This window comes from Vitreoscilla sp. C1 (genome assembly GCF_002951955.2).
Classification (GTDB): Bacteria; Pseudomonadota; Gammaproteobacteria; order Burkholderiales; family Neisseriaceae; genus Vitreoscilla; species Vitreoscilla stercoraria.
Genome location: NZ_CP019644.2, coordinates 311,214 through 337,406, shown reverse-complemented (window position 1 = coordinate 337,406; position 26,193 = coordinate 311,214). Strand labels below are relative to the sequence as shown.

Sequence of the window (26,193 nt, the reverse complement as noted above, 5' to 3'; positions counted from 1 at the left end):
ATGAGCGTGCAAAAAACCATTCAAGACATCGTTAGCAGTCACAAAGTTGTTTTATTCATGAAAGGCGACAAACGCTTTCCACAATGCGGCTTTTCTTCTCGTGCAGTGCAAATTTTGGCAGCAGCTGGCTGCACCGACTTTCACACTGTGAACGTATTGATGGATGAAGGTATTCGTCAAGGTATCAAAGAATTTGCTAACTGGCCTACCATTCCGCAATTGTATGTGAACGGTGAGTTTTTGGGCGGCTCTGACATCATGTTGGAAATGTTCGAAGCAGGCGAATTGCAAAGCCTTTTAGCAGAGTAATCTGCAGCAAGCGGAATGTACATCCATTCCCTTACCCATGATTGCTGGTATATGAGTTGGCTGCACAGATTTGGAAAATCATCCAATCTGGCAGCCAATTTGTAAATTAATAAGGGTATATTCATGACGTTTAAATGATTTAAGCGTCCTGTAAACTCAAAATCACGCCAATATCGCTCACATGCCCATTGATACCATCCAGCAATATAAACCTCATTCAACCATTCATTAACCCTAAAAGGCATCACCATGTCCAATTTATGCATCATCGACCATCCTTTGGTACAACACAAATTAAGCTTAATGCGCCAACAAGATTGTTCCACTTACAAATTCCGTACCTTGACCAATGAACTGGCTCGTTTAATGGCTTATGAAGCCACGCGCGACTTTCCCATTGAAGACTACGACATGATGGGCTGGGAAGGCAATATCATTCAAGGCAAACAAATCAAAGGTAAAACTGTCACCATCGTACCGATTTTGCGTGCTGGCATCGGCATGCTTGATGGCGTAATGGACATGTTGCCAACTGCCAAAATCAGCGTGGTCGGCTTACAACGCGATGAAGAAACCTTGCAACCTGTGTCATATTTCGACAAATTCGTACCGAATGTGTCTGAGCGCACTGCGTTAATCATCGACCCAATGCTCGCTACAGGCGGCTCTATGGTAGCGACCATTGATTTGTTGAAAAGCAAAGGCTGTAAAGACATCAAAGCTTTGGTGATTGTGGCTGCGCCTGAAGGCGTGAAAGTGGTCAACGATGCCCATCCTGATGTGACCATTTACACCGCAGCTTTAGACAGCCATTTGAATGAAAACGGCTACATCATTCCGGGCTTGGGCGATGCAGGCGACAAAATTTTCGGTACGGTTCACCATTAAACCCTTGAATAAGGACAAACATGAATTTCAATGATTACTTAGCAACATTTGCCAACGTAGACGATTTAAGCGGCCTGAACGTGATTTCTGCCGATGGTCAATTGGTACACCACATTCCTGCTGTAACAGGCAAATTGGGCAGCTTAAAGTTATACAATGCTTTGGCCGCTCAATTTAACGGTGTATTGAACGTACAGGCCGCTGAACAAGGTTTGACATGGTTTGCAGAACATGTAGAAGATGCTGTCCAAAATCCAGGCAAGCATCCTAATGTGGATTTGCTCATCCAAGTACAAAACAATGCATTGCAATGGCGCTTAGAACCCATTTCTAAATAATGTTTGCCCAATAAAAAACCGCCAAATGGCGGTTTTTTTTGCTTGTCATACTCATTAATGAACAGCTTGCGCTAACTCTCGATCGCTTTTAGCAGTTGGGAAAATCAATTGAATACCATCGATTTTTTCATCCCAATCCACAATCACGCGACCACCTTCAGCCAACTTCCCAAACAACAACTCATCAGCCAAAGCCTTACGAATGGTCGATTGAATCAAACGGCCCATAGGGCGCGCACCCATTTGCGGATCAAAACCTTTTTTACCCAAATAAGCTTTCAATCCATCGGTAAACTCAACATCCACCTGCTTTTGCAACAATTGTTGCTCTAATTGCAACAAGAATTTCTCGACCACTTGTGTGATGATTTGCTCGTTCAAAGCAGCAAAAGACACAGTCGCATCCAAACGATTGCGGAATTCTGGGCTGAACAATTTGTTGATTTCAGCCATTTCATCCCCTACCGATTTGGCATTGGCAAAACCAATGTTTTGTTTGATCAACGCCGTCGCGCCTGCATTGGTTGTCATGATAATGATGACATTGCGAAAATCGGCTTTGCGACCGTTGTTATCGGTCAAAGTGCCATGATCCATTACCTGCAACAACACATTGAAAATATCAGGATGGGCTTTTTCAATTTCGTCCAATAACAACACTGAATAAGGTTGTTTGCTGATGGCTTCGGTTAACAAACCACCTTCTTCATAACCCACATAACCTGGAGGCGCACCAATCAAACGAGAAACGGCATGACGCTCCATGTATTCAGACATATCAAAACGCAAGAACGGGATGCCTAAATTGTAGGCCAATTGCTTAGACACTTCTGTTTTACCCACACCTGTTGGACCTGAAAACAAGAAGCTGCCAATTGGTTTATCAGGATGACCCAAACCTGAGCGAGACATTTTAATGGCATTGACCAAAGCTTCAATGGCTTTGTCTTGACCAAATACCATGTTTTTCAAATTGCGACCCAAATATTGCAAGGTATTTTTATCGCTAGAAGAAACCGTTTTTTCAGGAATCCGCGCCATTTTAGCGATGATTTCTTCAATTTGTTCACGTCCAATGGTTTTGCGCTGCTTGCCTTTAGGCTTCACTTTTTGCGCCGCACCCGCTTCATCAATCACATCAATCGCCTTATCAGGCAAGAAACGCTCATTCAAATAACGCACCGATAAACTCACAGCCGCTTCCAAAGCTTCATTGGTATAACGCACATTGTGATAGCTTTCAAACGAAGTTTTCAGGCCGCGTAAAATCGCCACTGTCTCTTCTGCTGTTGGCTCCACCACATCCACTTTTTGAAAACGGCGACTCAAAGCATGGTCTTTGTCAAAAATGGTGCGGTATTCTTGGTAAGTCGTCGCACCAATACAGCGCAACTGACCTTTTGCCAAAGCAGGTTTGAGCAAATTAGACGCATCCATCGTGCCACCAGACACACTGCCTGCACCAATGATGGTATGAATTTCATCGACAAATAAAATGGCGTTAGAAAGTTCGGTTAATTCTTTCAGCACCGCTTTAATACGGGCTTCAAAATCACCACGATATTTGGTGCCTGCCAGCAAAGCGCCCATGTCTAAAGAAAATACAATTGCATTTTCTAAATGCTCTGGCACTTGCTTATGTACGATTTGGTAAGCCAAGCCTTCTGCCAACGCGGTTTTACCGACGCCAGCCTCGCCGACCAATAAAGGATTATTTTTACGTCGGCGACCCAAGATTTGCGTGATGCGCAACATTTCATGCGCTCGCCCAATCAATGGATCCACACGACCAGCCAAAACTTCACTGTTCAAATTAGTAGTGTATTGCTGCAAAGCATTGTCCATGGAAGCTTCCTTTCCATACTCATTCCCTTGTAGGGGCGGAGGCGGTGCTCTTTCAGGCTCGATGCCATGAGCCAAATAACGCATCACATCCAAACGCGTGATTGACTGCTGGTTTAAAAAATAAACCGCATGAGATTCACGTTCTGAAAAAACCGCAACCAACACATCTGCGCCTGTTACCTCTTTTTTCCCTGCACTTTGAGAGTGAGAAATGGCCGCATGCAACACACGCTGGAACCCCATAGTTGGTTTTGTCTCGATCTGCTCCATCATATGCGCTGGAACATTCGGGGTTTCATTGACAATACATTCGGTCAATCGTTCTTGTAAAAGTTCAATGTTTACATGACAACCCACTAATGCTTTGTGAGCCGAATCATTGTCTAGCAAAGCCAATAATAAGTGCTCCACACCGATAAACTCATGACGTTTAACTCGAGCATTTGTGTAAGCTTCTTGTAAAGTTTGTTCTAATTCTGTGGAAATCATACAACTGCCTCCTCTACTGTGCATTGCAACGGATGCTCATTGTCAAAAGCCAAATCCATCACCTGACTTTGTTTGGTTGTCGCAATATCCCAACTATAAATACCACACAATCCTTTGCCTTGTTCATGCACCATCATCATCAAAGCAAAGGCCTGAGATTCGTCCATAAAGAAAATATTTTGCAACACATACATCACAAAATCCATGGGCGTAAAGTCATCATTTAACAAATAAACAGCATATTGTTTTGGCGGAACCAATTGCTGTGCCAATAGGGTTGTAGACTCAACTGATGTTTCATTTACAGGATGGGATACCATCACTTTTATTTCCGTTGTCATAAGATAATGATTGTTCACTTCAAAGTAAAAAATTTGTGTTAGTTTTATGTTTCATTGTGCGCAGTTTTTAAATTTTTCGCAAACTGTGCTTGACTCATTAGGGTAAATAACGGTAAAACGTCATCAGTGGCAAACATCACTCACCTCCAAGGTTGATGTGTTTGGCTCACATTTTCAAAATAATTGTTTTATAGAGTTAGGAAGTTTCAATGGCAACAGGTACTGTTAAATGGTTTAACGACGCTAAAGGTTTTGGTTTCATCACTCCTGATGAAGGTGGCGAAGATTTGTTCGCTCACTTCTCAGCTATCAACATGAACGGCTTCAAAACCTTAAAAGAAGGTCAACGCGTAAGCTTTGATGTAACTGAAGGCCCTAAAGGCAAACAAGCTTCAAACATTCAAGCTGCATAATTAGCCTGAAATTCACTACCCTAGCGTGTGGTGATTTAGAATAGAGCCTGTTGCAAAGTTTTACTTCAAAACCATGTTACAGCAAAAATAAGAGCACAGTAACTGTGCTCTTATTTTTTGTCTTGAAATCATGCTCTATCCACATGGTAAGGTTTCAAATACGCCCTTACAAAATCGTATCAAAGTGATGCGGCTACGCTTTGAATTTACTGACTGTAACATGCCACATTTTAATAAATAATCTTTGGCTGCCAATGTGATAAATCCTCCAGCTATAGGATGATTACCGCTCTAAAAACAACAAAAATATAATAGTAACCATTCTTTATAAGCTTTATGCCAACACGATTTAACACAAGCGTCCTGAAAATTTTCATCCTCGGCAAATAACTTACAATTTTATACTCATCGTAGCAAACATCAACAGCCACATGACGTTTGGCATGTCGCTACATTTGAGGCCAATCCAAACAAAAAACCTCCTCTAAATATTTATTTGGAATTTTTTAATTCTCAAAAAAACAACACTCTTATCAACTTGAATGATTCAAAATATCAATTATTCACTATCCATCATTCCAAAGCCATACAAAGGCCGCTTTAAAAATAGCGATATCATTTCTTTGACTTGAATTAAAGCAAGCTTCTCTAAATCACGGTACAAGTTAAAGCAGTAACTCGTCGTATTCAAATACATATAAATGTATGCCGCACATAAAGGTAAATATTTGCTATTGCTGCATTTTAAGCTGCATCATCAACTTGATTGGGAAGAAAACATGAATTTAGATACTTGGATTGATCTGTTGTTAAAAGGCGAAGAAGCACCCCTACCCATGCCAAAAGAAGAATTGGTATTAGGCGGTCTGCCTATTGATGAAGCCATCAAAGCCCATATTGCGTGGCGTGAAAATTGGTTCCAAGCTCTGCGTGAACATAATTTAACCAATTATGGTTGCGAACAAGTGAGTGCAGACAACCGTTGCAAAGTGGGTCAGTGGATTTACGGTCCGGGCACGGAATACCATAATTATCCAGAATACGAATTGCTACGTAAAAAACATGCTGAATTTCACCAATGCGCAGGTGAAGCGGTGCGTTTACATGAAAAAGGCTATTTTGCCGAAGCAATTGTCATTACCAAACGCACTTTACCAGAACTGTCTAGCAAAGTTGGACACAGCTTTGCAGACTTATTAGAAGCCGTTCACAACGAGCCTAACAAAGTTGACGCTTAAAAAACAATCGCTTCCAAGCGTCCTGTAATGGTTTACAGGACGCTTTTTTCATCAACCAAATTAAGAGGGAATTTGCGCCATCAGTTTCAAATATTGTTGCTTGCTGTCTGGGGCCAATACCATCGGTTGGTACAATACAGAGCGTGAGCCGTCTTGTGCTTGAATTTCAATTTTGAACACAAACATGGTTTCTGTCTCGGGCTGATTGAGCCAAGCCACTTGTGCCATATTTTTGCCCTTAGACACTGCATGCCAACGCTGTGCCAATACCTGACTGCGACTGCCATCATCCAAGTTGCGCCACGCATCACCACGCTTGTCACTCAAAAACTCATCTGTAATCAAAGCCTGTGCCGTACCATCATTCAATACTTGTGACACTTGAATATGACTAGGTGCTTTTTTCTCCACATTGACAACAAAATTCCAAGCATACTCAAGCTGTCCATTATCTGCTTGGTATAACATCAAACCCAAATTTTCGACATGGTATGTGCCATCACTGGCAGGCAATGCACCACGCTCGGTCATTTGAAACGACTTCACTGCACCACCATCCACTTGAAAATCCAATTGCCGATTGGGCAACACACTTTGGCAAGCACTCAAACTCACGACCAACGCCAGCACTGCAAAACATTTACGCCAATTGTTCAAGGTCCGCCTCCTCTACCGCCAACCACTGCGCCCCTGTGACTCGTTGTAATTCTTGAGGATTGGCACCAAATACCGCAAACGGTGAACCTGCTGCCGCCCAAACAATAGGGTATTGCAACAAACGCACATCCAGCCACGTTTCCAACGGCTGATTGTGCGCCAACGGTGGCACACCACCAATGGCAAAACCGACTTCTTGCTTGATGCGTTTGCCTTTGGCCATTTGCAAATTTTTGCCCAATTGTTGGGACACAAAGTCTATATCCACTCGATGGCCACCTGACGCCACAATCAAAATCAATTGTCCTGTTGTGGCTTCTTCAAAAATCAAAGAGCTGGCAATCTCGCTGGGCGTACAACCCAAAACATCGGCAGCCATTTGTGCGGTGCGAGTGCTATCAGACAGCAAACGCAACTGATGTACCACTTGCTTGGTTTCCAAAATATGGTGTACTTTTTGCACACTCTCACTCATCAACAAATCTTCCATCTGAACCCATTTCATTTTTTAGTCTGCCATCGGAGGCATTAGCCTAACGGTGTTACAGGGCGGATTCAAGTATAATGGGCTCAACATTCTTGCAAGGAGCGGTCATGACACCAACCCTCACCCATTACATCCATCCTGTTTTAGGCTGTTTGCAATTGCGTTTCAATGATGATGTCTTAATCAAAGTCGATTTACCTTATCCTCATTTGTACCAAGAAGCCAATGCATCCTTGCCACTGATTTGGCAAACGCAATTCGATGCCTACTTTACAGGACGCTTACAAAGCTTTGAAGGCGACATTTTGATTCAAGGCAGCGAACACGACCGCAAAGTGTGGCAAGCAATGTTAAACACCCCTTACGGACAAACTCGCACCTATGGCGATGTTGCCAAAGAAATTGGCTCGGCAGCCCAAGCGGTTGGTCAAGCTTGCAAGCGCAATCCTGTTCCGTTGATTATCCCGTGTCACCGCATTGTCGGACAACACCACATTGGCGGTTATTCAGGCGGTACAGGCGACGACACTTTATCCATCAAACATTGGTTGTTAGAACATGAACGCACTCACGCCAGCTGATTACATCGATTTATTGCTAGAGCAATTGTGGTTGCAAGACCGTTTGAGCCAAAACACTTTGGACGCGTATCGCCGCGATTTGCAAAAAATCCACGACCGTCTTTTAGTACACAAAGTCGATTGGTTCAATTGCGATGGCGTGCAATTGGGTGAAGCTTTGTTCAAAAACGAAGAAAAACCGACTTCACAAGCACGAGCTTTGTCGGCCTGTAAACGTTTGTACAATTACTTCAACGAGCAAGAACTCAAACATCAAGAGCCTTTGTTTTATTTGCAGCGTCCCAAAATCGGTCGCAGCTTGCCGCCCATCATCACCGAAGCGCAAGTGGATGCTTTGCTAGAAGCACCTGATGTGGATGATGTGCATGGCTTGCGTGACAAAGCATTGCTCGAAATGATGTACGCCACTGGCATGCGGGTATCCGAAGCAATTAATTTAGAATTAAGCCATCTGGATTTACAGCAAGGCGTAGTATCGACTGTTGGCAAAGGCGACAAACAGCGTCTGATTCCTTTGGGCGAAGAGGCATGCGAATGGCTAGAAGCATATTTATTGCACTCGCGTCCAATGTTGTTAAAGCAAAAGCCGTGTGATTTTGTGTTTGTCAGCCAAAAGCGTGTGGGCATGACCCGCCAATTGGCTTGGCAAATTGTGGACAAATACGCCACCCAAATTGGCATCGAAAATTTAAGCCCACACAAATTGCGCCATGCTTTTGCCACGCATTTGGTCAATCACGGCGCAGATTTGCGTGTGGTGCAAATGTTATTGGGGCATGCAGACATCAACACCACGCAAATTTATACCCATGTTGCCAATGTACGCTTAAAACACCTCATAGACCAACACCATCCACGTGCTTGATGGCTTGGGCAGTTTTACAGGACGCTTGTTACTCAATATCCATTTGAAATATTTTTTATCCATCAAAATCACCAAAATGGATACCAATCATTTATATTCATCAAAAATTTTGAAAGCCACCCCTATCCATGCTCACCACCGACATTCAACCCAATGCGTTATCCCCAAAACGTGCTTATGTGACCTTGCTGTCTGATGATCAGTATTTGGCAGGCGTTTTGACCTTGGCTTACAGTTTAAAACAACATGGCAATACGCATGAATTGATTGTCATGATTAACGATCAGCTGTCTGAAAATACGCTATTGGTATTACAACAAGCACAATTGAAATGTTACCAAGCGCCTAAATTACAATATAGCGATAAAAACAATCTGAATATGTTGTCGTATGGTTGGCCACAACAAATGATAAACACTGCCGACAAACTCAGTGTATTTACCCTGACTGAATATGACAAATTGGTTTATGTTGATGCCGATATGTTGGTATTGAAAAACATTGAATTTTTATTTGATTGTCCACACGGTAGCGCTGCTATGGATTTGGGTTTGATTCAAAATCCGATTCACACACCAGACTACAACCAAGCGCAATATGATTATTTTAAAAATTTCAATTCAGGCTTATTTGTCTTCCAACCCAATATACAAGATTACCAAGCCTGCTTGCATTTGATGCAAACCATGGAAGGCTTTGACCAAGAAATTTTGCGTCAATTGTGGTCGCATTGGCAGCAGACACCAGAATTACACCTACCGCAAACGTGCAATGTGTTTGCCAAAAAATTGACGGATTATATCCGTTTGGGATTTTTTGGTTTTACCGATGTGCATATTTTGCATTACACCTACCAACCCAAACCTTGGTTTACCAAAGAATATCAAATCACCCAAACCAACGACTTTTTGTATTATTTTTACCGTGAATGGATGCAAAAAGCTTTAAAACACTTTGGTCTCCAATAAAGCCTCACACACTGACCACTGCAATACCATGTTGGCGCAATAAGGCAGTGGTCACGCCATCACCTTGTTTCAGAACGCCTTGGAAACTGCCATCATAAATTTGCCCACTGCCACAAGATGGGCTTTTGCTTTTAAGCCATACCGTTTTGATTTGAGCGTCCTGTAAACTTTGTAAAGCCAATAATGCCCCTTGTTTAAACGCTTGTGTGACATCGCTGCCATCTCTCGTTATCACTTTGGCATGCCCTTGCCACACATCCCATCCATCTCCACCGACAATTTCCGCTGCCGCTCTGGGCGTGGACAATCCGCCCATCACTTCAGGACAAATCATGAAGCGTTGGTCGGTGGAAGGCGCATTGTCCATCAAACAGTGTTTGCCATCGTAACGTACACTTTGTCCACACAAACAAGCACTGATGCCGACAGTTTCAGATACACCCATGATTTCACCTAATGTTGATTGATTGGCAAATACTATCATGGCTCAAGCTTGGTTTTCTTGCCCAAACAAACCGTGTAACATGCCGCATTGAGATTTTTTTCGCATCAGAAAGGCCCACTATGTCACTTAACCGCATTGCGACCAAACAAGAAGTCATTGCCCGCTTGACCCAAGGCACAGACGATATTATTTCAGAACACGCGCAATTCATACGCACTGAAAACGGTTATTGGGTGGCGTGGCATGAGCAAGTGGCCACCATTATTCATGAAGATGCTACTGACGACGAAGTGAGCTTTCAAGTGGAAGGCGTGGCCACATTGAGCGAATTGGTAGACATGTTGACCAATGGTGACTTTGATGTGGTGGAAGATTTTGAAGGTGATGATGAAGCTTGGGACGATGTGGTCTTGGATTCAGATGCCCATTCACATGAGCATGAACATGGCGAACACTGCCATCATGACGGTTGCAACCACAAACACTGATAATGCACATGATGAGCACACAAAAACACATTCTTTTGGCCGTTACAGGCGGCATTGCGGCGTACAAATGCTGTGAATTGGTACGCTTATTGAAAAAAGCAGGTCATGAAGTGACGGTAGCAATGAGTCGCAGCGCCACCGAATTCATCCATCCCAATACGTTCCAAGCTTTGAGCGGCAACCCTGTTTTGGTCGACACCCACGGCACTTCCGATGGCAACGGCATGGCGCATATCAATCTCACTCGCGAAGCCGATGTGATGCTCATCGCCCCTGCCACAGCCAACACCATCGCCAAAGTCGCACACGGCATTGCTGACAATCTCATCAGCAATTTGGTCGCAGCTCGCACGTGTCCTTTGGTCATTGCGCCTGCAATGAATGTGCAAATGTGGTTCAATCCTGCCAATTTGCGCAACATCCAACAATTAAAAGACGATGGCGTCACGATTTTAGAACCAGCCTCAGGTGAGCAAGCTTGTGGTGAAATCGGTGTCGGACGCATGTTAGAAGCGGTGCAAATTGCCGATTTATTGCCCGATGCATGGCTCAGCAAAGCCTTGTTTGGCACGAACGTCATGATTACCACGGGCGCGACATTTGAAGCAATTGACCCTGTGCGCGGCATTACCAATATTTCGACCGGTCAAATGGGCGTGGCGTTGGCACGTGCTTGTCGCCGCGCAGGTGCGAATGTGACTTTGATTTACGGTCAAATTCAAACCGATTTGCCCAATGGCTTAACCCATACCATTCAAGCCGTCAGCGCCGATGCGATGTACCAAGCGGTGCACCAAAGCGTGCGTGAGCAAGACGTGTTCATTTCGGTGGCGGCGGTGGCAGATTACAAAGTCAAAAATGCCAGCAACGAAAAAATCAAAAAACAAGCAGGCGTGGCGCCTGTGATTGAATTGACTGAAAACCCTGATATTTTGGCCAGCGTCAGCCAACTTGATGATGCGCCATTTTGTGTAGGTTTTGCCGCAGAAAGCCACGATTTGCTCAACCATGCCCGCGCCAAACGCCAACGCAAAGGCGTGCCTTTGTTGGTTGCCAATTTGGTCAGCGAATCCATGGGCAAGGCGACCAATCAAGTCACTTTATTGGACGATGAAGCGGAAACCAAATTACCCAATATGGGCAAAGACCAAGTTGCCGAAGCCATTGTGCAACGCATTGCTCATTTGCTGCCATAAAGCCATGCAAGCGTCCTGTAAACCATTACAGGACGCTTGATTCTATTGATTTTATTCCTGTATTGTCTTGATTTATGCTGCGTTCTTTATTGCCTTTGATGGTATTTTGCGCTGTAAGCGTGTTGGTTTTGATACAGCCACAAATGGGTTTTTTCATCTATGTTTTCACGCCTTTGCTCTTGATTTACATAGGTACTTGCGCTTGGAAAAGCCGCCACAATCCCCAACTGCTACCGACTTTGGCCATCAAAATGTTGCTGTGTTTTGTCAGCATCGCCAGCATTGCCATGATACAAGGTCGCCATCACCAACAAGCACGCTTGGTTGCCAATGAAGCGGTACAATCCATACAAACGTATCAACAGCAACATCAAGTTTTTCCCAAGCAATTACAGGACGCTTGGCAAGCGACAACGCCATTGCCAAACGTGTCTTACCAACTGGATGGCAAGCAAGCACAAGTGTCTTATTCGAACACTTTTATGCCCAAAACCCAATTTGTATATGATTTTCAAAACCAAAACTGGCGCAAGCAATCTTTTTAAAATCTCAATTTTAAATGATATCTGCATTAAAAAATGGATTGCGCTAAAATGAGCAACATCCATTTCAAAAGCAAGGTTGGCAACATGTCAGAGCAAGATTATCAAAATGGTTTGAAAGTGCGTACGCAAGTGATGGGTGCTGAATTTGTCGCTAAAGCACAAAGCCAGACTACCGAATTGACGCAGCCTTTACAAGATTGGATCAATGAGCATGCTTGGGGCTCGACTTGGCAACGTGAAGACACGCTTGACCGCAAAACCCGTTCATTGATTACCATCGCCATGCTGACGGCTTTAAAATGTCCCACTGAACTCAAAGGTCATATTCGCGGTGCATTGAATAATGGTTGCAGCATTGCCGAAATTCAAGAAACCTTGTTACACAGCTTACCTTATTGCGGCGCGCCTGCTGCGCAAGAAGCGTTTCGGGCGGCACAAGAAGTATTGAATCAAATCGACACAACAGCCCAAGCTTAAAACATCGCTACAAAAAACAAGCGTCCTGTAAAGATTTACAGGACGCTTTCATCAATACTCAATCTTTCACAATGATTTTGCATACAACGGCAACAAAATTGCTGCCAACAAGCCGATGACCGCCATCATCGTAAAAAAACCAAATACGGCAAACAATATCCAAGCAGCCAGCATATTGTTGGTTTCAGACAACATTTTTAACACCCGTTGCGGCTTGTTGGGATATTTAAAACGCATTTGAGCGATGCGCTGCTTGGCAAAAGCGTAATACCAAGCATGGGCATTGCTAGGCAAATACAAAAACCGTCCCAAAGCCCAAGCTCCCGCAAAAGTCAACAAATACACGCCTAGCAACCACGATTTAGGTGCCACAATGTTTAACACGCTTAAACCACCAAAAAACAAGACTATCGGCACAATCAAAACCAGCAAGCCCTTGCGCCACATGCCACGTGCGCACAACCAATAACCACCACCGAAAAAAGCTCCCCAATGCCAAGGCGCTTTGCCACTTTGCTCTAAAATATCAAAATACTTTTGGTAATAATCCGCTTGCTTACCCCCCCACAAAGCCTGCAATAAAGCTTCTTGTGGCAAAGCATCACTGGCAAAAACAGTTTGATGGGCTGATTTTTCAGGCAAAGCAATCGGTTCAGGAGTTGGGATTGAAGATGGCTGTGACAAATGATTTTCAGCTTGCGTAAGTTCAATGGGTTCTGGTGCCGCTTGCGTTTGCAGAAATTGCAGCAATTGTGCGTCATAACGCATTTTGGTTGGCGCATCCAATAACCACGCTTCCGCCTTACTCAACACTTGAGGATTGATTTGCCCTGCCACTCTTGCCGCTTGTAATGCTGATTGAATTTGTGCCGCATCCGCTTGCATATGAATACCTAACAATTGGTATAAATTAACCATTTCTCTCCTTTTAGTGCTGCATTCACTCCCTCAAAAGCCATCAAAATGACATGAGCAAATATTTATTGTTATCAAAATAGACTTTATTCAGTTAATTTTACATATTTAAACCCAATCTCTTGGCATCGTTCAACGGCAAGTTATGAAGTTTGTGTCAGTTTGGCGTAAAATAGAGTCTTCTTATCTATTTTGGCAACACTTTATTATGAGCCCAACCGACGTACAATTAAAAATCATTAACCCTAAAATGACCGAATACTTGCCCGCTTACGCTACCGAAGGTTCAGCAGGTTTGGATTTGCGTGCTGCCATTGATGCGCCATTAACCGTTGCCGCGGGTCAAACTGTTTTGATTCCTACAGGCTTGGCGATGTATTTGGAAAATCCAAATTTAGCCGCCATGATTTTGCCACGCTCGGGTTTGGGTCATAAAAATGGCATCGTATTGGGTAATTTGGTCGGTTTGATAGACTCAGATTACCAAGGCGAATTAAAAGTATCGCTGTGGAACCGCTCTAACGAAGATTTTGTCATTGAACCTTTGGCGCGTATTGCACAATTGATCATTGTCCCTGTGGTACAAGCACAATTTAACCTCGTTGAAGAATTCGCTGCCAGCGCGCGTGGCGAAGGTGGCTTTGGTTCTACAGGCCGCGCATAAAAATCACTTCTTAATAGATTAGTTAGTTTAATTTTCTAAACTAAAAATCTAATACTTATGGCATAGTTCTCACATGATTTGGCATACACAACAACTTCCACCCCATTCTAACGTCATCGTCGGCCTTTCAGGAGGCGTTGATTCGTCCGTAACGGCAGCTTTGCTCAAACAGCAAGGTCATGCCGTTAAAGGCGTTTTTATGCAAAACTGGGAGGACGACAACAACGATGAATTTTGTTCCATCAAGCAAGATTCATTGGACGCGATGGCAGTGGCGGACATTTTGGACATCGACATTGACATCGTCAATTTCGCCGCAGACTACAAAGACCGTGTGTTTGCGTATTTTTTACAAGAATACCAAGCAGGACGCACACCCAATCCCGACGTATTGTGTAATGCTGAAATCAAATTCAAAAGCTTTTTGGATTATGTGTTAGCCCATGGTGCAGATGTGATGGCGACAGGTCACTATGCCCGCAAATCAGTGGTTGATGGCGTGCATTACTTGCTCAAAGGTTTGGATGGTAACAAAGACCAAAGTTATTTTTTATACCGTTTGAATCAATACCAATTAAGTAAGTCCATCTTCCCATTGGGCGATTTGGAAAAACCTGAAGTACGTCGTATCGCTGCTGAAGTGGCGTTGCCTACCGCGGCCAAGAAAGACAGTACGGGCATTTGTTTTATTGGCGAACGTCCGTTTCGTGAATTTTTACAAAAATACTTGCCGACCAATAATGGTGCAATGCGCACGCCTGAAGGTAAAGTCATCGGTGAGCACTTGGGCTTGATGTTTTATACCTTGGGTCAACGCAAAGGTTTGGGCATAGGCGGCCCAGGTGAGCCTTGGTTTGTGGCAGACAAAGATTTGGCTAAAAATGAATTGATTGTGGTGCAAGGGCATGATCATCCATTACTAAAAAGCCGCAGTTTGGTCATGCATGACTTGAGTTTTACTTTACCAACTCGCCCAAGCGAAGGCGAATATGCATGTAAAACCCGTTATCGCATGCAAGATGCAAAATGCCAATTGGGTTACCTCGATGATGAGCGCATCGAATTGATATTTGATGAACCGCAATGGGCAGTTACCCCTGGACAATCGGCTGTGTTATACGATGGTGAAGTATGTTTGGGTGGCGGCATCATCACTAGCCGTGCATAAAAAATGATGCACTGAAAAAACCATAAGTAAAAACCATCAAAACAATACAGCAAAGGAGAAACCTTAATATGGAAAAAGTCTGGTTATCGCAATACGATGAAGGCGTGCCTGAATTTGCCAATGTCACTGCTTGTTCTTCTATCACTGCAGTATTCAATGAGAGCGCTGCCAAATACAGCGCTCGCCCAGGTTTTACCAATATGGGTAAAACTTTGACTTATGGTCAAACCAAGCAATTGGTAGATCAATTTGCCTCATATTTGCAAAACGTTTTGAAATTGCCACGCGGTGAACGTGTGGCCATCATGATGCCCAATGTATTGCAATATCCGATTGCAGTATTTGCTATTTTACAGGCCGGTTATGTGGTGGTGAATGTCAATCCATTGTATACGCCACGCGAATTGGAACATCAGCTCAAAGACAGCGGTGCCACCACCATCATCGTTTTAGAAAACTTTGCCAATACTTTGGCATCAGTTCTCAAACAAACACCTGTGAAAAATGTCATTTTAGCCAACATAGGCGAAATGTTAGGCGGCCTGAAAGGCATGATTACCAACTTTGTCATACGCAAAGTTAAAAAAATGGTGCCTGCGTTCCATATTCCCAATGCCATTACGTTTTCCAATGCTTTAGAACAAGGTAAGGCGCACAGTTTTCAAGTGGTGGAATTAAGCTTAAACGATACTGCTTTTTTACAATACACAGGCGGCACGACGGGCGTGTCTAAAGGCGCGGTATTAAGCCATGGCAATATTGTTGCCAATATGATGCAAGCGGGTGCTTGGATTAAAGCCAAAATCAGCCATGAAGGTGAAACCATTTTAACCGCTTTACCGCTATATCATATTTTCTGTTTAACGGTTAACTTGATGATTTTCACCAAAATCGGTGCGCACAACATCTTGATTACCAATCCACGTGACATTCCCAATTTGGTCAAAGAAATCGACACTTACAAAGTCAGCGTCATCACTGCAGTAAATACTTTGTTCAATGCCTTGGTACACAATCCTGAATTTGCCAAAGTGGATTTCTCACGTTTGAAAATCGCCTTGGGCGGCGGTATGGCGGTACAACAAGCCGTTGCAGACAAATGGAAAGCCATCACCAAACAACCGATTATTGAAGCATATGGTTTGACCGAAACCAGTCCGGGTGTGTGCGTCAATCCTTTGTCCAGTACCAATTACTCAGGCAATATTGGTTTGCCTATTTCGGATACCGAAATTGAAGTGCGCGATGGCGATGGCAAAGCTTTGGGCTTTGGTGAAACGGGTGAATTGTTTGTGCGTGGTCCCCAAGTCATGCAAGGCTATTGGAACAAACCTGAAGAAACCGAAAAAGTTTTGGGCAGTGATGGCTTTTTGGCGACAGGTGACATCGTGATTGTCAACGAACAAGGCTTTGTGAAAATCGTCGATCGCAAAAAAGACATGATTGTCATTTCTGGCTTCAACGTTTATCCAAATGAAATTGAAGACGTGGTCGCAATGCACCCAGGTGTGTTAGAAGTCGCTTGCGTGGGAGTACCAAGCGAAAAAAGCGGTGAAGCCATTCGTTTGTTTGTCGTGAAAAAAGACCCTAATTTAACTGCCGAAGCGTTGATTGAGCATTGTCGAGCGAACTTAACTGGTTATAAAGTTCCTAAAGATATCGTCTTTAAAACCGAATTGCCAAAAACCAATGTAGGCAAAATTTTACGTCGTGAGTTGAAAGATTTGCCAGTAGACGCTTAAATCTTGACTGCCGCGATTTAAAAGATAGAATGCGATAGATGACTCTGTCGCATTCTTCGCATATTTGCTTAGTCAATATGCTTTTGCTCATCGGTTGGTAACTTTGGAGCATCGTATGTCGCAAGAAACCCTTTCCAAAAGCCAATTGACCATTTTAATCGTATTAACCTTAGGCAGCTTCTCAGCGGGCATGGCTGAGTTTTTTACTATTTGGCTTTCACACACCATCACTCACGACTTACAAGCATCAACACCTCTCACGTCCACAGTCACCAGTTATTATGCGTTTGGTGTCATGATAGGCATTCCTGTGCTACTGCCTTTGGTGAAATACCTCTCTCACCAACGTCTGCTCACCTTACTGTTGTTTTGGTGTTTCGCAGGCAATATTGCCACCTCATTTGTCACCACATGGGAACAATTGCGCTGGGTTAGAATATTTGCAGGCATGCCTCATGGTATGTTTTTTGGCATTGCCAGCATGGTTTTGATTCAAACTCTGCCCAAACACCGCCATGGTTTTGGCATTGGTATTTTAATGAGCGGCATTGGTTTGGCTTTATTATTAGTCGTCCCTAGCAGTATTTATTTGGAACATTTTCAAGACTGGCGCTTGATTGCACGCGGCATTGGATTGTTGGATTTGTTGGTGATTGTATTGCTACACGACTTACTCAACGAGGCACCTGCTCCGCCTGATTTGCATTCCAATGTCAGCACCGCCGAAATTTTAAAAAATCCCTTGTTGTGGTGGGCGGCAGCTTTGGGCGTCACGCTTTTTTGTGGTCGTATGGCCATCATCGATTATGCAGAGCCAATTTTCCTAGAAATCACCCAATTACCCCAACAACAATTGCCTTTGGTCGTCATAGTAAGCGGTATTGGAACGTCTTTAGGCTTTGTCATAGGTGGCATTTTGGCAGATAAAAACATGTATCGCACTTTGTTTGCATCCTTTGCTTATTGCGCTTTAGTGATCTTGTGTTTTAATTGGTTGGCATTGTCTGCCATCGGTTTTTATATCGGCTTTTTGCTCTTAGGCGCTTGCACGGTGTTTTTGCCTGCTTTGCAACTGCTCATCATTCAATGCTCACCTGCCGCACCCACATTCGCCTCTTGCTTGAATCACGGCACTCTCAATATTGGCAATGCCATTGGTCCTTTGTTGGGTGGCTATTTGATTGGCTCAGGCTTGGGCTTATTGTCGGTCACATGGATGGGCGTCGCCTTTAGTCTGCTGAGCTTATTGATTTTAGTACTGGGCTACAAAAAAGCGCAAAAAATCACATCTGCATCGGTACATTAAAATGTAAAAGCGTCCTGTAACAGTTTACAGGACGCTTTTTTGAGTCATATATCAATGTTTTTGCGTTTGCACAAACAATAACAAACCTGCCGCCACATACGCCAACAACACCGCAGCACTGCTAATAGCGCCATCTAAATAAGTACTTTGACCCGACAACCACGGTGCCACAAACCAACACACCAACGATGCCACCAAACAAAAAATACCAATGTGGGCAAACACCACATGATGGTCATCTGGCTTAACCCAACGATCAAATTCGTCACGCAAATCTTGGACTTGGGCTTTCAATTGTGCAATATCGCCATCGCTGTCATCTTCAATTTCATCCAATAATTTTTGCAATTTTTCTTGCTCAGCAAGCAAAGCCGCACGCTGCAAACGGGCTTGTTCACGCTTACTCACTTCTTGCTGTGCCACTGTTTTTGCAGTCACGACATCGGTAGTTTCATCAGATTGCCCTTGCGCCTCTTGCGCCACCACAGTCGGCAAATGATCAATGGCATTGTGCTCAATGATATCGTGGTCTAAATTCAATGGTGTGCGTGTATCGGTTTGAGACATTCTGATCCCTCTCTAAAAAAACGGCTGGCATTTTTGGAAAAATAAAACAAAACTCAAGGATTGATTATAACCATAAATGCCGCAAATAAAATCCCATCGACATCAAACAATCCACTCAGCCAATGATGACCAGCAATCATCAATACAAAGCGTCCTGTAACATTTACAGGACGCTGGTATTTTTAAAATGACACTGCCATCGCTCAATGCATGATGCCTGAATACAAAGCCATCATTCTCTTTTGGCGTTCTTCTGGCATCTCTAGCAACACTTCATCCATAGGCATTAATTGATTGGTCATGGCCTGAAACCAATTGGTTTGCGCATCGTCAGTCGCCAAGCTCACAGTAGCCACCGTCACAATCACCATTAACACAGCCACTGTTATTGCATTACACCATATTACATTCATTCACTATTTCACCTTGCTCCAGTGATGGCACTGAAAACTCTAATTAATATGTTCTAAGCATTTTACTGTATTTAATATATTTAAACAGCATTAACAGATAACATATAGATTATATTAATTATGTTGATAATATTGATTCACAATAAAATTTTATGGTTTACCAAATGTGATGCCATGCGGATTCAACCGGTCAGCGCAACACCAATCCTACTTTTTATGTTAAAAGGATTGTTATGGTTTCCATACATGGAGCAATGACTGATGAACGTAAGAAACGAATCTGGTTTCTATGGAAGCAGGGAAAGCCTATGGCCTTCATTGCCAAAGACATTATGAAACCACCTGCGACCGTTTACTCATTTCTAGAATACCATGGTGGTATTGAACCTGATATTCGACGCCGAAAAGCGACCGATTTAACCTTGCAAGAGCGCGAATGCATTTCTCGAGCATTGGTAGCAGGACTGAGTTTAAGAGCCATAAGTCGCCAATTAAATCGATCGCCATCGACCATTTCGCGTGAGGTTTCACGTAATGGAGGTGCTCATAAATACAGGGCTTATTTAGCAGAGCAATTGGCTTTAAAGAAAGCAAAAAGGCCAAAATCTTTTATTTTATAAAGCAATTCATTATTAAAACAGATGGTTATTGATAAACTGTCATGTTGTTGGTCTCCCGAACAAATAGCAGGCTGGCTGAAATTCATACAGTTTCCTCATAATCCATCGATGCATGTTTCTTATGAAACCATATACAAATCACTGTATCTGCTGAAAAAAAAACATTCTGCCTCCAAAGCTAAAAAGACATCTTCGCAGAAAAAGAATGTTTCGCCACGCCCGCAATCATCACAACTCTGGTAAGCAGCAGATTCCAAATTTAAAGTCAATTTGGGACCGCCCTAAAGAGATTAAAGACAGACAGTATGTTGGTCATTGGGAAGGAGATATGATTATTGGCACATTAGCTTCAGCAATAGTGACTTTGGTAGAACGCAAATCTCGTTATACATTGCTAGGTAAAACGGCTGATAAAAAATCCATATCTGTTATAAAGGCTGTCATTGACCAATTAGCTGGATTACCTTCATCCATCAGGCAAACACTGACTTGGGATAGAGGTCATGAAATGTCTAAACACCATCTTTTAACTGCTCAATGCAATATGTCTGTTTATTTCTGTGATGCTAGCAGTCCTTGGCAAAAAGGCACAAATGAAAATACAAATGGGCTTTTAAGACAATATTTACCCAAAGGTAAAAATCTTGGTCTTTATTCACAAGAACAATTAGATAAAATTGCTTTGCAACTTAATACTAGGCCGAGAAAAATCTTGGGCTTTAAAACACCTCTTGAGGTCTTTCAAACAGGTGTTGAACCGCCCCAGGTTGCTCGGAGACCTAACTTTCTGAGAGAATATCCGAATGAAAAATACTTACTCACCTGAAATCCGTCAACGAGCGGTTCGCCTTTATCAAGAACAGCGCAGTGAATATCCAACTCAGTGGGCCGCCACAGTGTCCATTGCCAGCAAGTTTGGCTGTACACCAGAAACACTGCGCACTTGGATTAAGAAGTTTGAAGCTGATCTGGCCGATAATGGGGCAGCGGCTGATCAAGCTCAACGCATTAAACAGCTCGAAAGAGACAATAAAGAGCTGCAACGCGCCAATGAAATCTTGAGCAAAGCTGCCGCTTTTTTCGCCCAGGCGGAGCTCAACCGCAAATAGGCGATTTGTTGGATTTTATCCATCAGTACAAAGTGATGTATGGGGTCGAGTCGATTTGCCGAGTATTGCCGATTGCGCCATCCACTTATTATCGACATGCACAAAGATTGAAACAGCCTGATTTACGAGCCAAACGATGCGTGTCGGATGAATGTTTATTGGTTCAAATCAACACTGTTTGGGAAGACAGCTTGCAGGTTTATGGTTACCGCAAAGTCTGGCACCAATTGCAACGTGAAGGTGTTCAAGTTGCCCGCTGTACGGTTGCTAGACTGATGCGTAAACACAGCATACAAGGGGTTTGGCGGGGTAAAGGCAAACGCACTACAGTGTGTGATCCAGAGTTGCAACGGGCCGATGATTTGGTAAATCGGCAATTTACTGCCAGTCGGCCAAATCAATTGTGGGTAGCAGATTTCACTTATGTATCTACCCATCAAGGCTTTGTGTATACGGCCTTCATCATTGATGTGTTTGCTCGACGCATTGTCGGTTGGAAGGTGGCAAAACGGATGGATACCGACTTGGTGATGGATGCATTGGAACAGGCTTTGCATGCCAGAAACAAACCCAAACACCTCATTCACCACAGTGACCGAGGCAGCCAATATCTGTCCATTCGCTACACCGAACGTTTACAGGCCGCTCAAGTGAAGGCTTCGGTCGGAACAACGGGTGATTCGTATGACAATGCTTTGGCTGAAACGGTGAATGGTTTGTACAAAACTGAGGTCATCCATCATCAAAAACTATGGAGGCGGATGATTGATGTTGAATTAGCAACACTAAACTGGGTGGATTGGTTCAATCATCGACGTTTGTTAAGCTCGATAGGTTATGTTCCACCAGCCGAATTTGAAATGGCGTATTATCGCCAATTGGAAGAGTCAGCCAAAGTGGCATGACTCAAGATAAACTGTCTCCGAAATACTCGGGTCGGTTCACCCAAACAAGGCAACATATTTGCCTGCTTGAATTGAGAAAAACTTGTGCCATGAACATCATCCAATATCCCGACAGCCCTTTTAGCTTGCATCAACCATTTCCCCCTGCAGGCGACCAACCCACAGCCATACAAGGCTTGATTGAAGGTTTACAGGACGGCTTATCCATGCAAACTTTGCTCGGGGTCACAGGTTCAGGCAAAACTTACACCATGGCCAATGTGATTGCGCAAATGGGTCGTCCTGCCATCATCATGGCGCACAACAAAACTTTGGCAGCGCAACTGTATGCCGAGATGCGCGGCTTTTTTCCTGACAATGCAGTGGAATATTTCGTGTCTTATTACGATTATTACCAACCTGAAGCGTATGTCCCGAGCCGCGATTTGTTCATTGAAAAAGATTCCAGCATCAACGAACACATCGAACAAATGCGCCTCTCCGCCACCAAAAGCTTGATGGAGCGGCGCGATGTGGTGATTGTGGCGACAGTTTCCGCGATTTACGGCATTGGTGATCCATCGGAATACCACCAAATGATTTTGCATCTGAAAGAAGGTGGCAAACTTGAGCAACGCGACATCATTGCGCGCTTGGTAACAATGCAATACGAGCGTGGCGACATGGATTTTGAGCGCAGTTCGTTTCGCGTGCGCGGTGATGTGATTGATGTATTTCCAGCAGAAAACTCCGACAGCGCATTGCGCATCAGTTTGTTTGACGATGAAATTGAGTCTTTGCAATTGTTTGATCCGTTGACAGGACGCATCGAGCAAAAATTGGCGCGTTATACGGTGTATCCGTCTAGCCATTACGTCACGCCGCACGCAACCGTCCTGAAAGCCTGTGAAACCATCAAAAAAGAATTGGCCAAACGCATTCAGTTTTACAACGATGAAATCCGTTTGGTTGAAGCGCAACGCATCGAGCAGCGCACGCGTTTTGATTTGGAAATGCTGTATGAAATGGGCTTTTGCAAAGGCATTGAAAACTACTCGCGCCACTTTTCAAGGCGGCCTGAAGGCGCAGCACCGCCAACTTTATTCGATTATTTGCCCAAAGACGCATTGCTATTCATGGACGAATCGCATGTGACCGTCCCGCAAGTGGGCGCGATGTACAAAGGCGACGCGGCGCGCAAACAAAACTTGGTCGATTATGGTTTTCGCCTGCCTTCGGCGCGTGACAACCGTCCCTTAAAGTTTGAAGAATTTGAAACTTTGATGCCGCAAACCATTTTTGTCTCTGCCACGCCCGCCCAATATGAAGAAGCGAATGCGTCCCAAGTGGTCGAACAAGTGGTGCGTCCGACAGGCTTACTCGACCCGATTTTAGAAATTCGTCCCGTTGGCACGCAAGTAGACGACTTGATGAGCGAAATCACGCAACGCGCCGCCATTGGCGAGCGGGTTTTGGTCACGACTTTGACCAAACGCATGGCCGAACAATTGACCGATTACTACACCGATTTGGGCATCAAAGCACGTTATTTGCACAGCGATTTGGACACCGTTGAGCGCGTTGAAATCATTCGTGATTTGCGTTTGGGCGTGTTTGATGTATTGGTTGGCATCAATTTATTGCGGGAAGGCTTGGACATTCCGGAAGTGTCTTTGGTCGCAATTTTGGATGCGGACAAAGAAGGCTTTTTGCGCAGCCGCAGAAGTTTGATTCAAACCATAGGTCGTGCCGCGCGCAATGTTAACGGCAAAGCGATTTTGTATGCCGATAAAATCACCGATTCGATGCAAGTGGCGATAGACGAAACCGAACGCCGCCGTGCCAAACAAATCGCGTTCAATGCCGAACACGGCATTACACCGACACAAATTGTCAAAAAAGTCGGCGATTTGATTGATGGTGTTTACCATGATGATGGTGGCAAAAAATCGGCTGCAAAAGAACAACACTTTAACAGTGAAGAAGCGGTGATCAAAGAAATTACCCGTTTGGAAAAAGCGATGGTGACCGCTTCGCGCAATTTGAAATTTGAAGAAGCTACCGAATTGCGAGACCAAATCAAAGCTTTAAAAGAAAATTGGCTATTTGGCGCTGCACCTTAAATCATTCACTCTCTCTACATCACAAATCCAAGCCCTATTATCGATACAGGGCTTTTTTTAAGCTTCTTTTTGACCACGGTTAAGCCTTTTATCAATATTGCATACTTTCTAGCGTATCGGTTTGATAAGTGAAATTTTTCTATTATGATATGCCATTTTGACCAATTAATGACAAAAGTATAAATCTTTCTCCTACAAAGAGTATCTTATGAAAAAACCATCAGAGCAATACCAACAATATTTCAAATATGCCTTGCTTGTTTTACTCATCATCGCCTTTTCTTATTCCTTCTTTTACAGCACGGCTTGGCTGCAATTGTGTTATGGCCTAGGCATTTTTTTGTTTGGGATGCAATGTATCGAGGAAGGTTTGCAACGTGCAGCTGGCGGTTATCTCGAACGCTTATTGAATAAGTCTACCGACACGCCCATCAAAGGCATGTTTTTTGGTATGGGTGCGACGTTTTTATTGCAATCGAGTACTTTAGTTTCTTTATTGACCATCGCTTTTTTAAGCGCAGGTTTGATTGGCTTAACTGCTGCCATTGCCGTCTTACTCGGTACCAATTTGGGTGCGACCAGTGGTATTTGGTTACTGGCTTTGGCAGGTCAAAACATCAGCTTGAGCGTGTTTGCGTTGCCTTTATTATTTTTTGGTGTTTTAGCCAGCTTTTTCGGTCCACAAGGCAAAGCTTTTGGGCGTGCTTTAATGGGCATAGGCTTTATTTTTGTCGGCATCGATGCCATCAAAGAAGGCTTTAGCGCAATGGGCGGCTCGGTAGATTTCACGGAATTACAAGTATCAGGTCTTGCCGAAGTGTTTATTTTTGCGGGCATTGGGTTGGTTTTAACCGTGGTCTTGCAATCTACCCATGCTGCCTTAATTTTGACTTTGGCAGCATTGGCAGGCGGCCAAATTGCGGTAGAACAAGCTTTTGCTTTGGCTATCGGCTCAAATATCGGCAGCAGTATCAGTACGGCTTTTGTAGGTTTTTTAGGCAGCGAACGCAATGGTCAACGCTTGGCTTTGGCACATGTCATTTTCAACGTGGTGACAGCAATATTGAGTTTGATTTTGTTCGTGCCATTGAGTTGGTTGGTATTGCAAAGCACCAGCTGGGTGGGCTTGGGTGAAAATCAATTAATACAACTGGCTTTATTTCACACCTTGTTCAACGTCTTAGGCGTCATGGTATTTTGGAATTTACAACAAAAATTGGCCAACCAATTGCAAGCTTGGCTACCGAGCAAACCCGAAACTTCTGCTGCTGCTATGGTGGCCAATACCGAAGCAGAACCATCTAAAACTTCAGCCAAATATTTGACCAAATCCAATTTGCGCACTGCCGATACCGCCGTGTTTGCAGTGGTCAATGAAGTGCGCCATTTGGGCAGTTTGACTTTGGAAGTGATGGGACATGCCATTTATGTGTCATCAGAATTATTGAATCATGCCCATCCTGAACAAGATGATTTGCGCTTGGATGCATCGCAACTGCCATTAAAATTAGATGCCGATGCCTTATACCAACGCCATATTAAAGGCGTGTACAGCGAATTATTAGGCTATGTGAACCGCATTGAGGTACCGTTGCGTGATGAGCAAGAAAGCATTTTGCAAAGCTGCCAAGCCATTGCCTTACAAATGGCGGAAGTGGTCAAAGACGGCAAACACTTGCAAAAAAACCTGCATCAATACTTGTGCAGCGATGAAGAAGTGCAAGAATATTACGCACGTTTGCGTGAGTATTTATTCCAATTGATGGTGCAAATCAGGCCGTTGGCACAAAATGGTGCGGTGTCTTTGCTGACTTCCAATGAAGAATTAGAAGCACAAATGCAAACATTTGAACAAGCATTTAGCCAAGATGTATTACATGCTTTGCGCTCGGGTCAATTGTCAGAATGGCAAACCAGCTCTTTGATGAATGACATTGCTTATGCTCGTCGCATTGGTCGCAGCTTGTTGGATATTTTAACCGCAGCACAATTGTTGTTCTTGCAAGCAGGTCATTTGAACTCCAACATTTCATTGGATGAGGTTGAAACCGTTTAAAAACACATTCATTTCATTCAAAACAGTTACAGGACGCTTGAAGCGTCCTGTAAATT

Annotated in this window: 29 protein-coding genes and 1 other annotated feature; of the genes, 21 read left to right on the top strand and 8 right to left on the bottom strand. The window is 43.8% G+C overall.

Going from position 1 to position 26,193, the window contains the following annotated elements:
• The 3 genes from grxD (at position 1) to ADP71_RS01665 (ending at position 1,535) form a co-directional block, all read left to right on the top strand.
• Entirely contained in the window at positions 1-309 is a 309-nt protein-coding gene (gene grxD, locus ADP71_RS01675; RefSeq protein WP_019959293.1) for a Grx4 family monothiol glutaredoxin, read from the top strand.
• A 249-nt stretch (positions 310-558) separates the two neighbouring features.
• The gene (gene upp, locus ADP71_RS01670; protein ID WP_019959294.1) at positions 559-1,197 is read left to right on the top strand and encodes a uracil phosphoribosyltransferase; all 639 of its coding nucleotides are present in this window, start codon (positions 559-561) and stop codon (positions 1,195-1,197) included.
• Positions 1,198-1,217: 20 nt separating this feature from the next.
• Positions 1,218-1,535 (top strand): DUF2322 family protein, encoded by a 318-nt coding sequence (locus tag ADP71_RS01665; RefSeq protein ID WP_019959295.1) that lies wholly within the window; start codon positions 1,218-1,220, stop codon positions 1,533-1,535.
• Between the two features lie 54 nt (positions 1,536-1,589).
• Here ADP71_RS01665 and clpA read toward each other — a convergent pair whose 3' ends face one another.
• Both clpA and clpS read right to left on the bottom strand, forming a co-directional pair.
• On the bottom strand, positions 1,590-3,869 hold the full coding sequence (gene clpA, locus ADP71_RS01660; protein WP_104931341.1) for an ATP-dependent Clp protease ATP-binding subunit ClpA: 2,280 nt from the start codon (positions 3,867-3,869) through the stop codon (positions 1,590-1,592).
• Positions 3,866-4,189, bottom strand: a complete 324-nt coding sequence (gene clpS, locus ADP71_RS01655; protein ID WP_104931340.1) for an ATP-dependent Clp protease adapter ClpS — start codon at positions 4,187-4,189, stop codon at positions 3,866-3,868. The genes clpA and clpS overlap by 4 nt, the downstream gene beginning before the upstream one ends.
• Positions 4,190-4,419: 230 nt before the next feature.
• Between clpS and ADP71_RS01650 the strand changes: the two genes are divergently transcribed.
• Both ADP71_RS01650 and ADP71_RS01645 read left to right on the top strand, forming a co-directional pair.
• Entirely contained in the window at positions 4,420-4,623 is a 204-nt protein-coding gene (locus ADP71_RS01650; RefSeq protein WP_019959300.1) for a cold-shock protein, read from the top strand.
• Positions 4,624-5,402: 779 nt separating this feature from the next.
• Entirely contained in the window at positions 5,403-5,861 is a 459-nt protein-coding gene (locus tag ADP71_RS01645) for a CZB domain-containing protein (RefSeq protein ID WP_026353683.1), read from the top strand.
• A gap of 60 nt (positions 5,862-5,921) precedes the next feature.
• Here ADP71_RS01645 and ADP71_RS01640 read toward each other — a convergent pair whose 3' ends face one another.
• Both ADP71_RS01640 and ADP71_RS01635 read right to left on the bottom strand, forming a co-directional pair.
• The gene (locus tag ADP71_RS01640) at positions 5,922-6,518 is read right to left on the bottom strand and encodes a hypothetical protein (RefSeq protein WP_019959302.1); all 597 of its coding nucleotides are present in this window, start codon (positions 6,516-6,518) and stop codon (positions 5,922-5,924) included.
• Positions 6,502-7,023, bottom strand: coding sequence for a YbaK/EbsC family protein (locus tag ADP71_RS01635; RefSeq protein WP_026353684.1), 522 nt, complete (start codon positions 7,021-7,023; stop codon positions 6,502-6,504). The genes ADP71_RS01640 and ADP71_RS01635 overlap by 17 nt, the downstream gene beginning before the upstream one ends.
• Positions 7,024-7,112: 89 nt before the next feature.
• Here ADP71_RS01635 and ADP71_RS01630 point away from each other — a divergent pair, with 89 nt between their 5' ends.
• The 3 genes from ADP71_RS01630 (at position 7,113) to ADP71_RS01620 (ending at position 9,419) form a co-directional block, all read left to right on the top strand.
• Positions 7,113-7,586: a methylated-DNA--[protein]-cysteine S-methyltransferase gene (locus ADP71_RS01630; protein WP_158667050.1), complete on the top strand. Its 474-nt coding sequence runs from the start codon at positions 7,113-7,115 to the stop codon at positions 7,584-7,586.
• Positions 7,564-8,451 (top strand): site-specific tyrosine recombinase XerD, encoded by an 888-nt coding sequence (xerD, locus tag ADP71_RS01625; RefSeq protein WP_019959305.1) that lies wholly within the window; start codon positions 7,564-7,566, stop codon positions 8,449-8,451. Before ADP71_RS01630 ends, xerD begins: the two co-directional genes overlap by 23 nt.
• A gap of 128 nt (positions 8,452-8,579) precedes the next feature.
• Positions 8,580-9,419 (top strand): glycosyltransferase, encoded by an 840-nt coding sequence (locus ADP71_RS01620; RefSeq protein ID WP_104931337.1) that lies wholly within the window; start codon positions 8,580-8,582, stop codon positions 9,417-9,419.
• A gap of 4 nt (positions 9,420-9,423) precedes the next feature.
• Here the strand turns inward: ADP71_RS01620 and ADP71_RS01615 are convergent, their stop codons facing one another.
• Positions 9,424-9,864 (bottom strand): DUF523 domain-containing protein, encoded by a 441-nt coding sequence (locus tag ADP71_RS01615; RefSeq protein ID WP_040755949.1) that lies wholly within the window; start codon positions 9,862-9,864, stop codon positions 9,424-9,426.
• 119 nt (positions 9,865-9,983) lie between these two features.
• On the opposite strand from ADP71_RS01615, the gene ADP71_RS01610 reads away from it, so the two are divergent.
• From ADP71_RS01610 to ADP71_RS01595, 4 genes are all read left to right on the top strand, one after another.
• Positions 9,984-10,352: a general secretion pathway protein GspG gene (locus ADP71_RS01610; protein ID WP_104931336.1), complete on the top strand. Its 369-nt coding sequence runs from the start codon at positions 9,984-9,986 to the stop codon at positions 10,350-10,352.
• A 2-nt stretch (positions 10,353-10,354) separates the two neighbouring features.
• Positions 10,355-11,548: a bifunctional phosphopantothenoylcysteine decarboxylase/phosphopantothenate--cysteine ligase CoaBC gene (coaBC, locus tag ADP71_RS01605; protein ID WP_104931335.1), complete on the top strand. Its 1,194-nt coding sequence runs from the start codon at positions 10,355-10,357 to the stop codon at positions 11,546-11,548.
• 74 nt (positions 11,549-11,622) lie between these two features.
• Positions 11,623-12,093 (top strand): hypothetical protein, encoded by a 471-nt coding sequence (locus ADP71_RS01600; protein ID WP_104931334.1) that lies wholly within the window; start codon positions 11,623-11,625, stop codon positions 12,091-12,093.
• Between the two features lie 84 nt (positions 12,094-12,177).
• Positions 12,178-12,570, top strand: a complete 393-nt coding sequence (locus ADP71_RS01595; protein WP_104932352.1) for a carboxymuconolactone decarboxylase family protein — start codon at positions 12,178-12,180, stop codon at positions 12,568-12,570.
• A gap of 66 nt (positions 12,571-12,636) precedes the next feature.
• On the opposite strand, the gene ADP71_RS01590 is transcribed toward ADP71_RS01595, so the two are convergent.
• Positions 12,637-13,488, bottom strand: coding sequence for a DUF2628 domain-containing protein (locus tag ADP71_RS01590; protein ID WP_171460840.1), 852 nt, complete (start codon positions 13,486-13,488; stop codon positions 12,637-12,639).
• Between the two features lie 205 nt (positions 13,489-13,693).
• Between ADP71_RS01590 and dut the strand changes: the two genes are divergently transcribed.
• From dut to ADP71_RS01570, 4 genes are all read left to right on the top strand, one after another.
• Positions 13,694-14,149: a dUTP diphosphatase gene (gene dut, locus ADP71_RS01585; protein ID WP_019959314.1), complete on the top strand. Its 456-nt coding sequence runs from the start codon at positions 13,694-13,696 to the stop codon at positions 14,147-14,149.
• A 73-nt stretch (positions 14,150-14,222) separates the two neighbouring features.
• Positions 14,223-15,317 (top strand): tRNA 2-thiouridine(34) synthase MnmA, encoded by a 1,095-nt coding sequence (mnmA, locus tag ADP71_RS01580; protein ID WP_040755943.1) that lies wholly within the window; start codon positions 14,223-14,225, stop codon positions 15,315-15,317.
• Between the two features lie 68 nt (positions 15,318-15,385).
• Entirely contained in the window at positions 15,386-17,059 is a 1,674-nt protein-coding gene (locus ADP71_RS01575; protein WP_104931331.1) for an AMP-binding protein, read from the top strand.
• Between the two features lie 115 nt (positions 17,060-17,174).
• Entirely contained in the window at positions 17,175-18,365 is a 1,191-nt protein-coding gene (locus ADP71_RS01570; protein ID WP_019959317.1) for an MFS transporter, read from the top strand.
• 51 nt (positions 18,366-18,416) lie between these two features.
• On the opposite strand, the gene ADP71_RS01565 is transcribed toward ADP71_RS01570, so the two are convergent.
• Together ADP71_RS01565 and ADP71_RS01560 are read right to left on the bottom strand one after the other, a co-directional pair.
• Positions 18,417-18,932, bottom strand: a complete 516-nt coding sequence (locus ADP71_RS01565) for a hypothetical protein (protein WP_019959318.1) — start codon at positions 18,930-18,932, stop codon at positions 18,417-18,419.
• A 203-nt stretch (positions 18,933-19,135) separates the two neighbouring features.
• Complete coding sequence (locus ADP71_RS01560; RefSeq protein WP_155970624.1) at positions 19,136-19,345, bottom strand: hypothetical protein; 210 nt, start codon at positions 19,343-19,345, stop codon at positions 19,136-19,138.
• Between the two features lie 254 nt (positions 19,346-19,599).
• Here ADP71_RS01560 and ADP71_RS13180 point away from each other — a divergent pair, with 254 nt between their 5' ends.
• The 5 genes from ADP71_RS13180 (at position 19,600) to ADP71_RS01540 (ending at position 26,137) form a co-directional block, all read left to right on the top strand.
• Entirely contained in the window at positions 19,600-19,965 is a 366-nt protein-coding gene (locus ADP71_RS13180) for a transposase (RefSeq protein WP_443089121.1), read from the top strand.
• A 163-nt stretch (positions 19,966-20,128) separates the two neighbouring features.
• Complete coding sequence (locus ADP71_RS13175) at positions 20,129-20,791, top strand: IS30 family transposase (RefSeq protein ID WP_443089124.1); 663 nt, start codon at positions 20,129-20,131, stop codon at positions 20,789-20,791.
• A protein-coding gene (locus ADP71_RS01550) for an IS3 family transposase (RefSeq protein ID WP_443089120.1) occupies positions 20,769-21,979 on the top strand; the annotation gives its coding sequence in 2 pieces (ribosomal slippage) (positions 20,769-21,048 and positions 21,048-21,979; 1,212 coding nt in all). The genes ADP71_RS13175 and ADP71_RS01550 overlap by 23 nt, the downstream gene beginning before the upstream one ends.
• Positions 21,038-21,154: a sequence feature (AL1L pseudoknot), on the top strand. It overlaps the preceding gene by 117 nt.
• 89 nt (positions 21,980-22,068) lie before the next feature.
• Positions 22,069-24,081: an excinuclease ABC subunit UvrB gene (uvrB, locus tag ADP71_RS01545; protein WP_019959506.1), complete on the top strand. Its 2,013-nt coding sequence runs from the start codon at positions 22,069-22,071 to the stop codon at positions 24,079-24,081.
• A 208-nt stretch (positions 24,082-24,289) separates the two neighbouring features.
• A complete protein-coding gene (locus ADP71_RS01540; RefSeq protein ID WP_171460838.1) occupies positions 24,290-26,137 on the top strand; it encodes a Na/Pi cotransporter family protein in 1,848 nt (615 codons plus the stop codon).
• Positions 26,138-26,193: the final 56 nt, after the last annotated feature.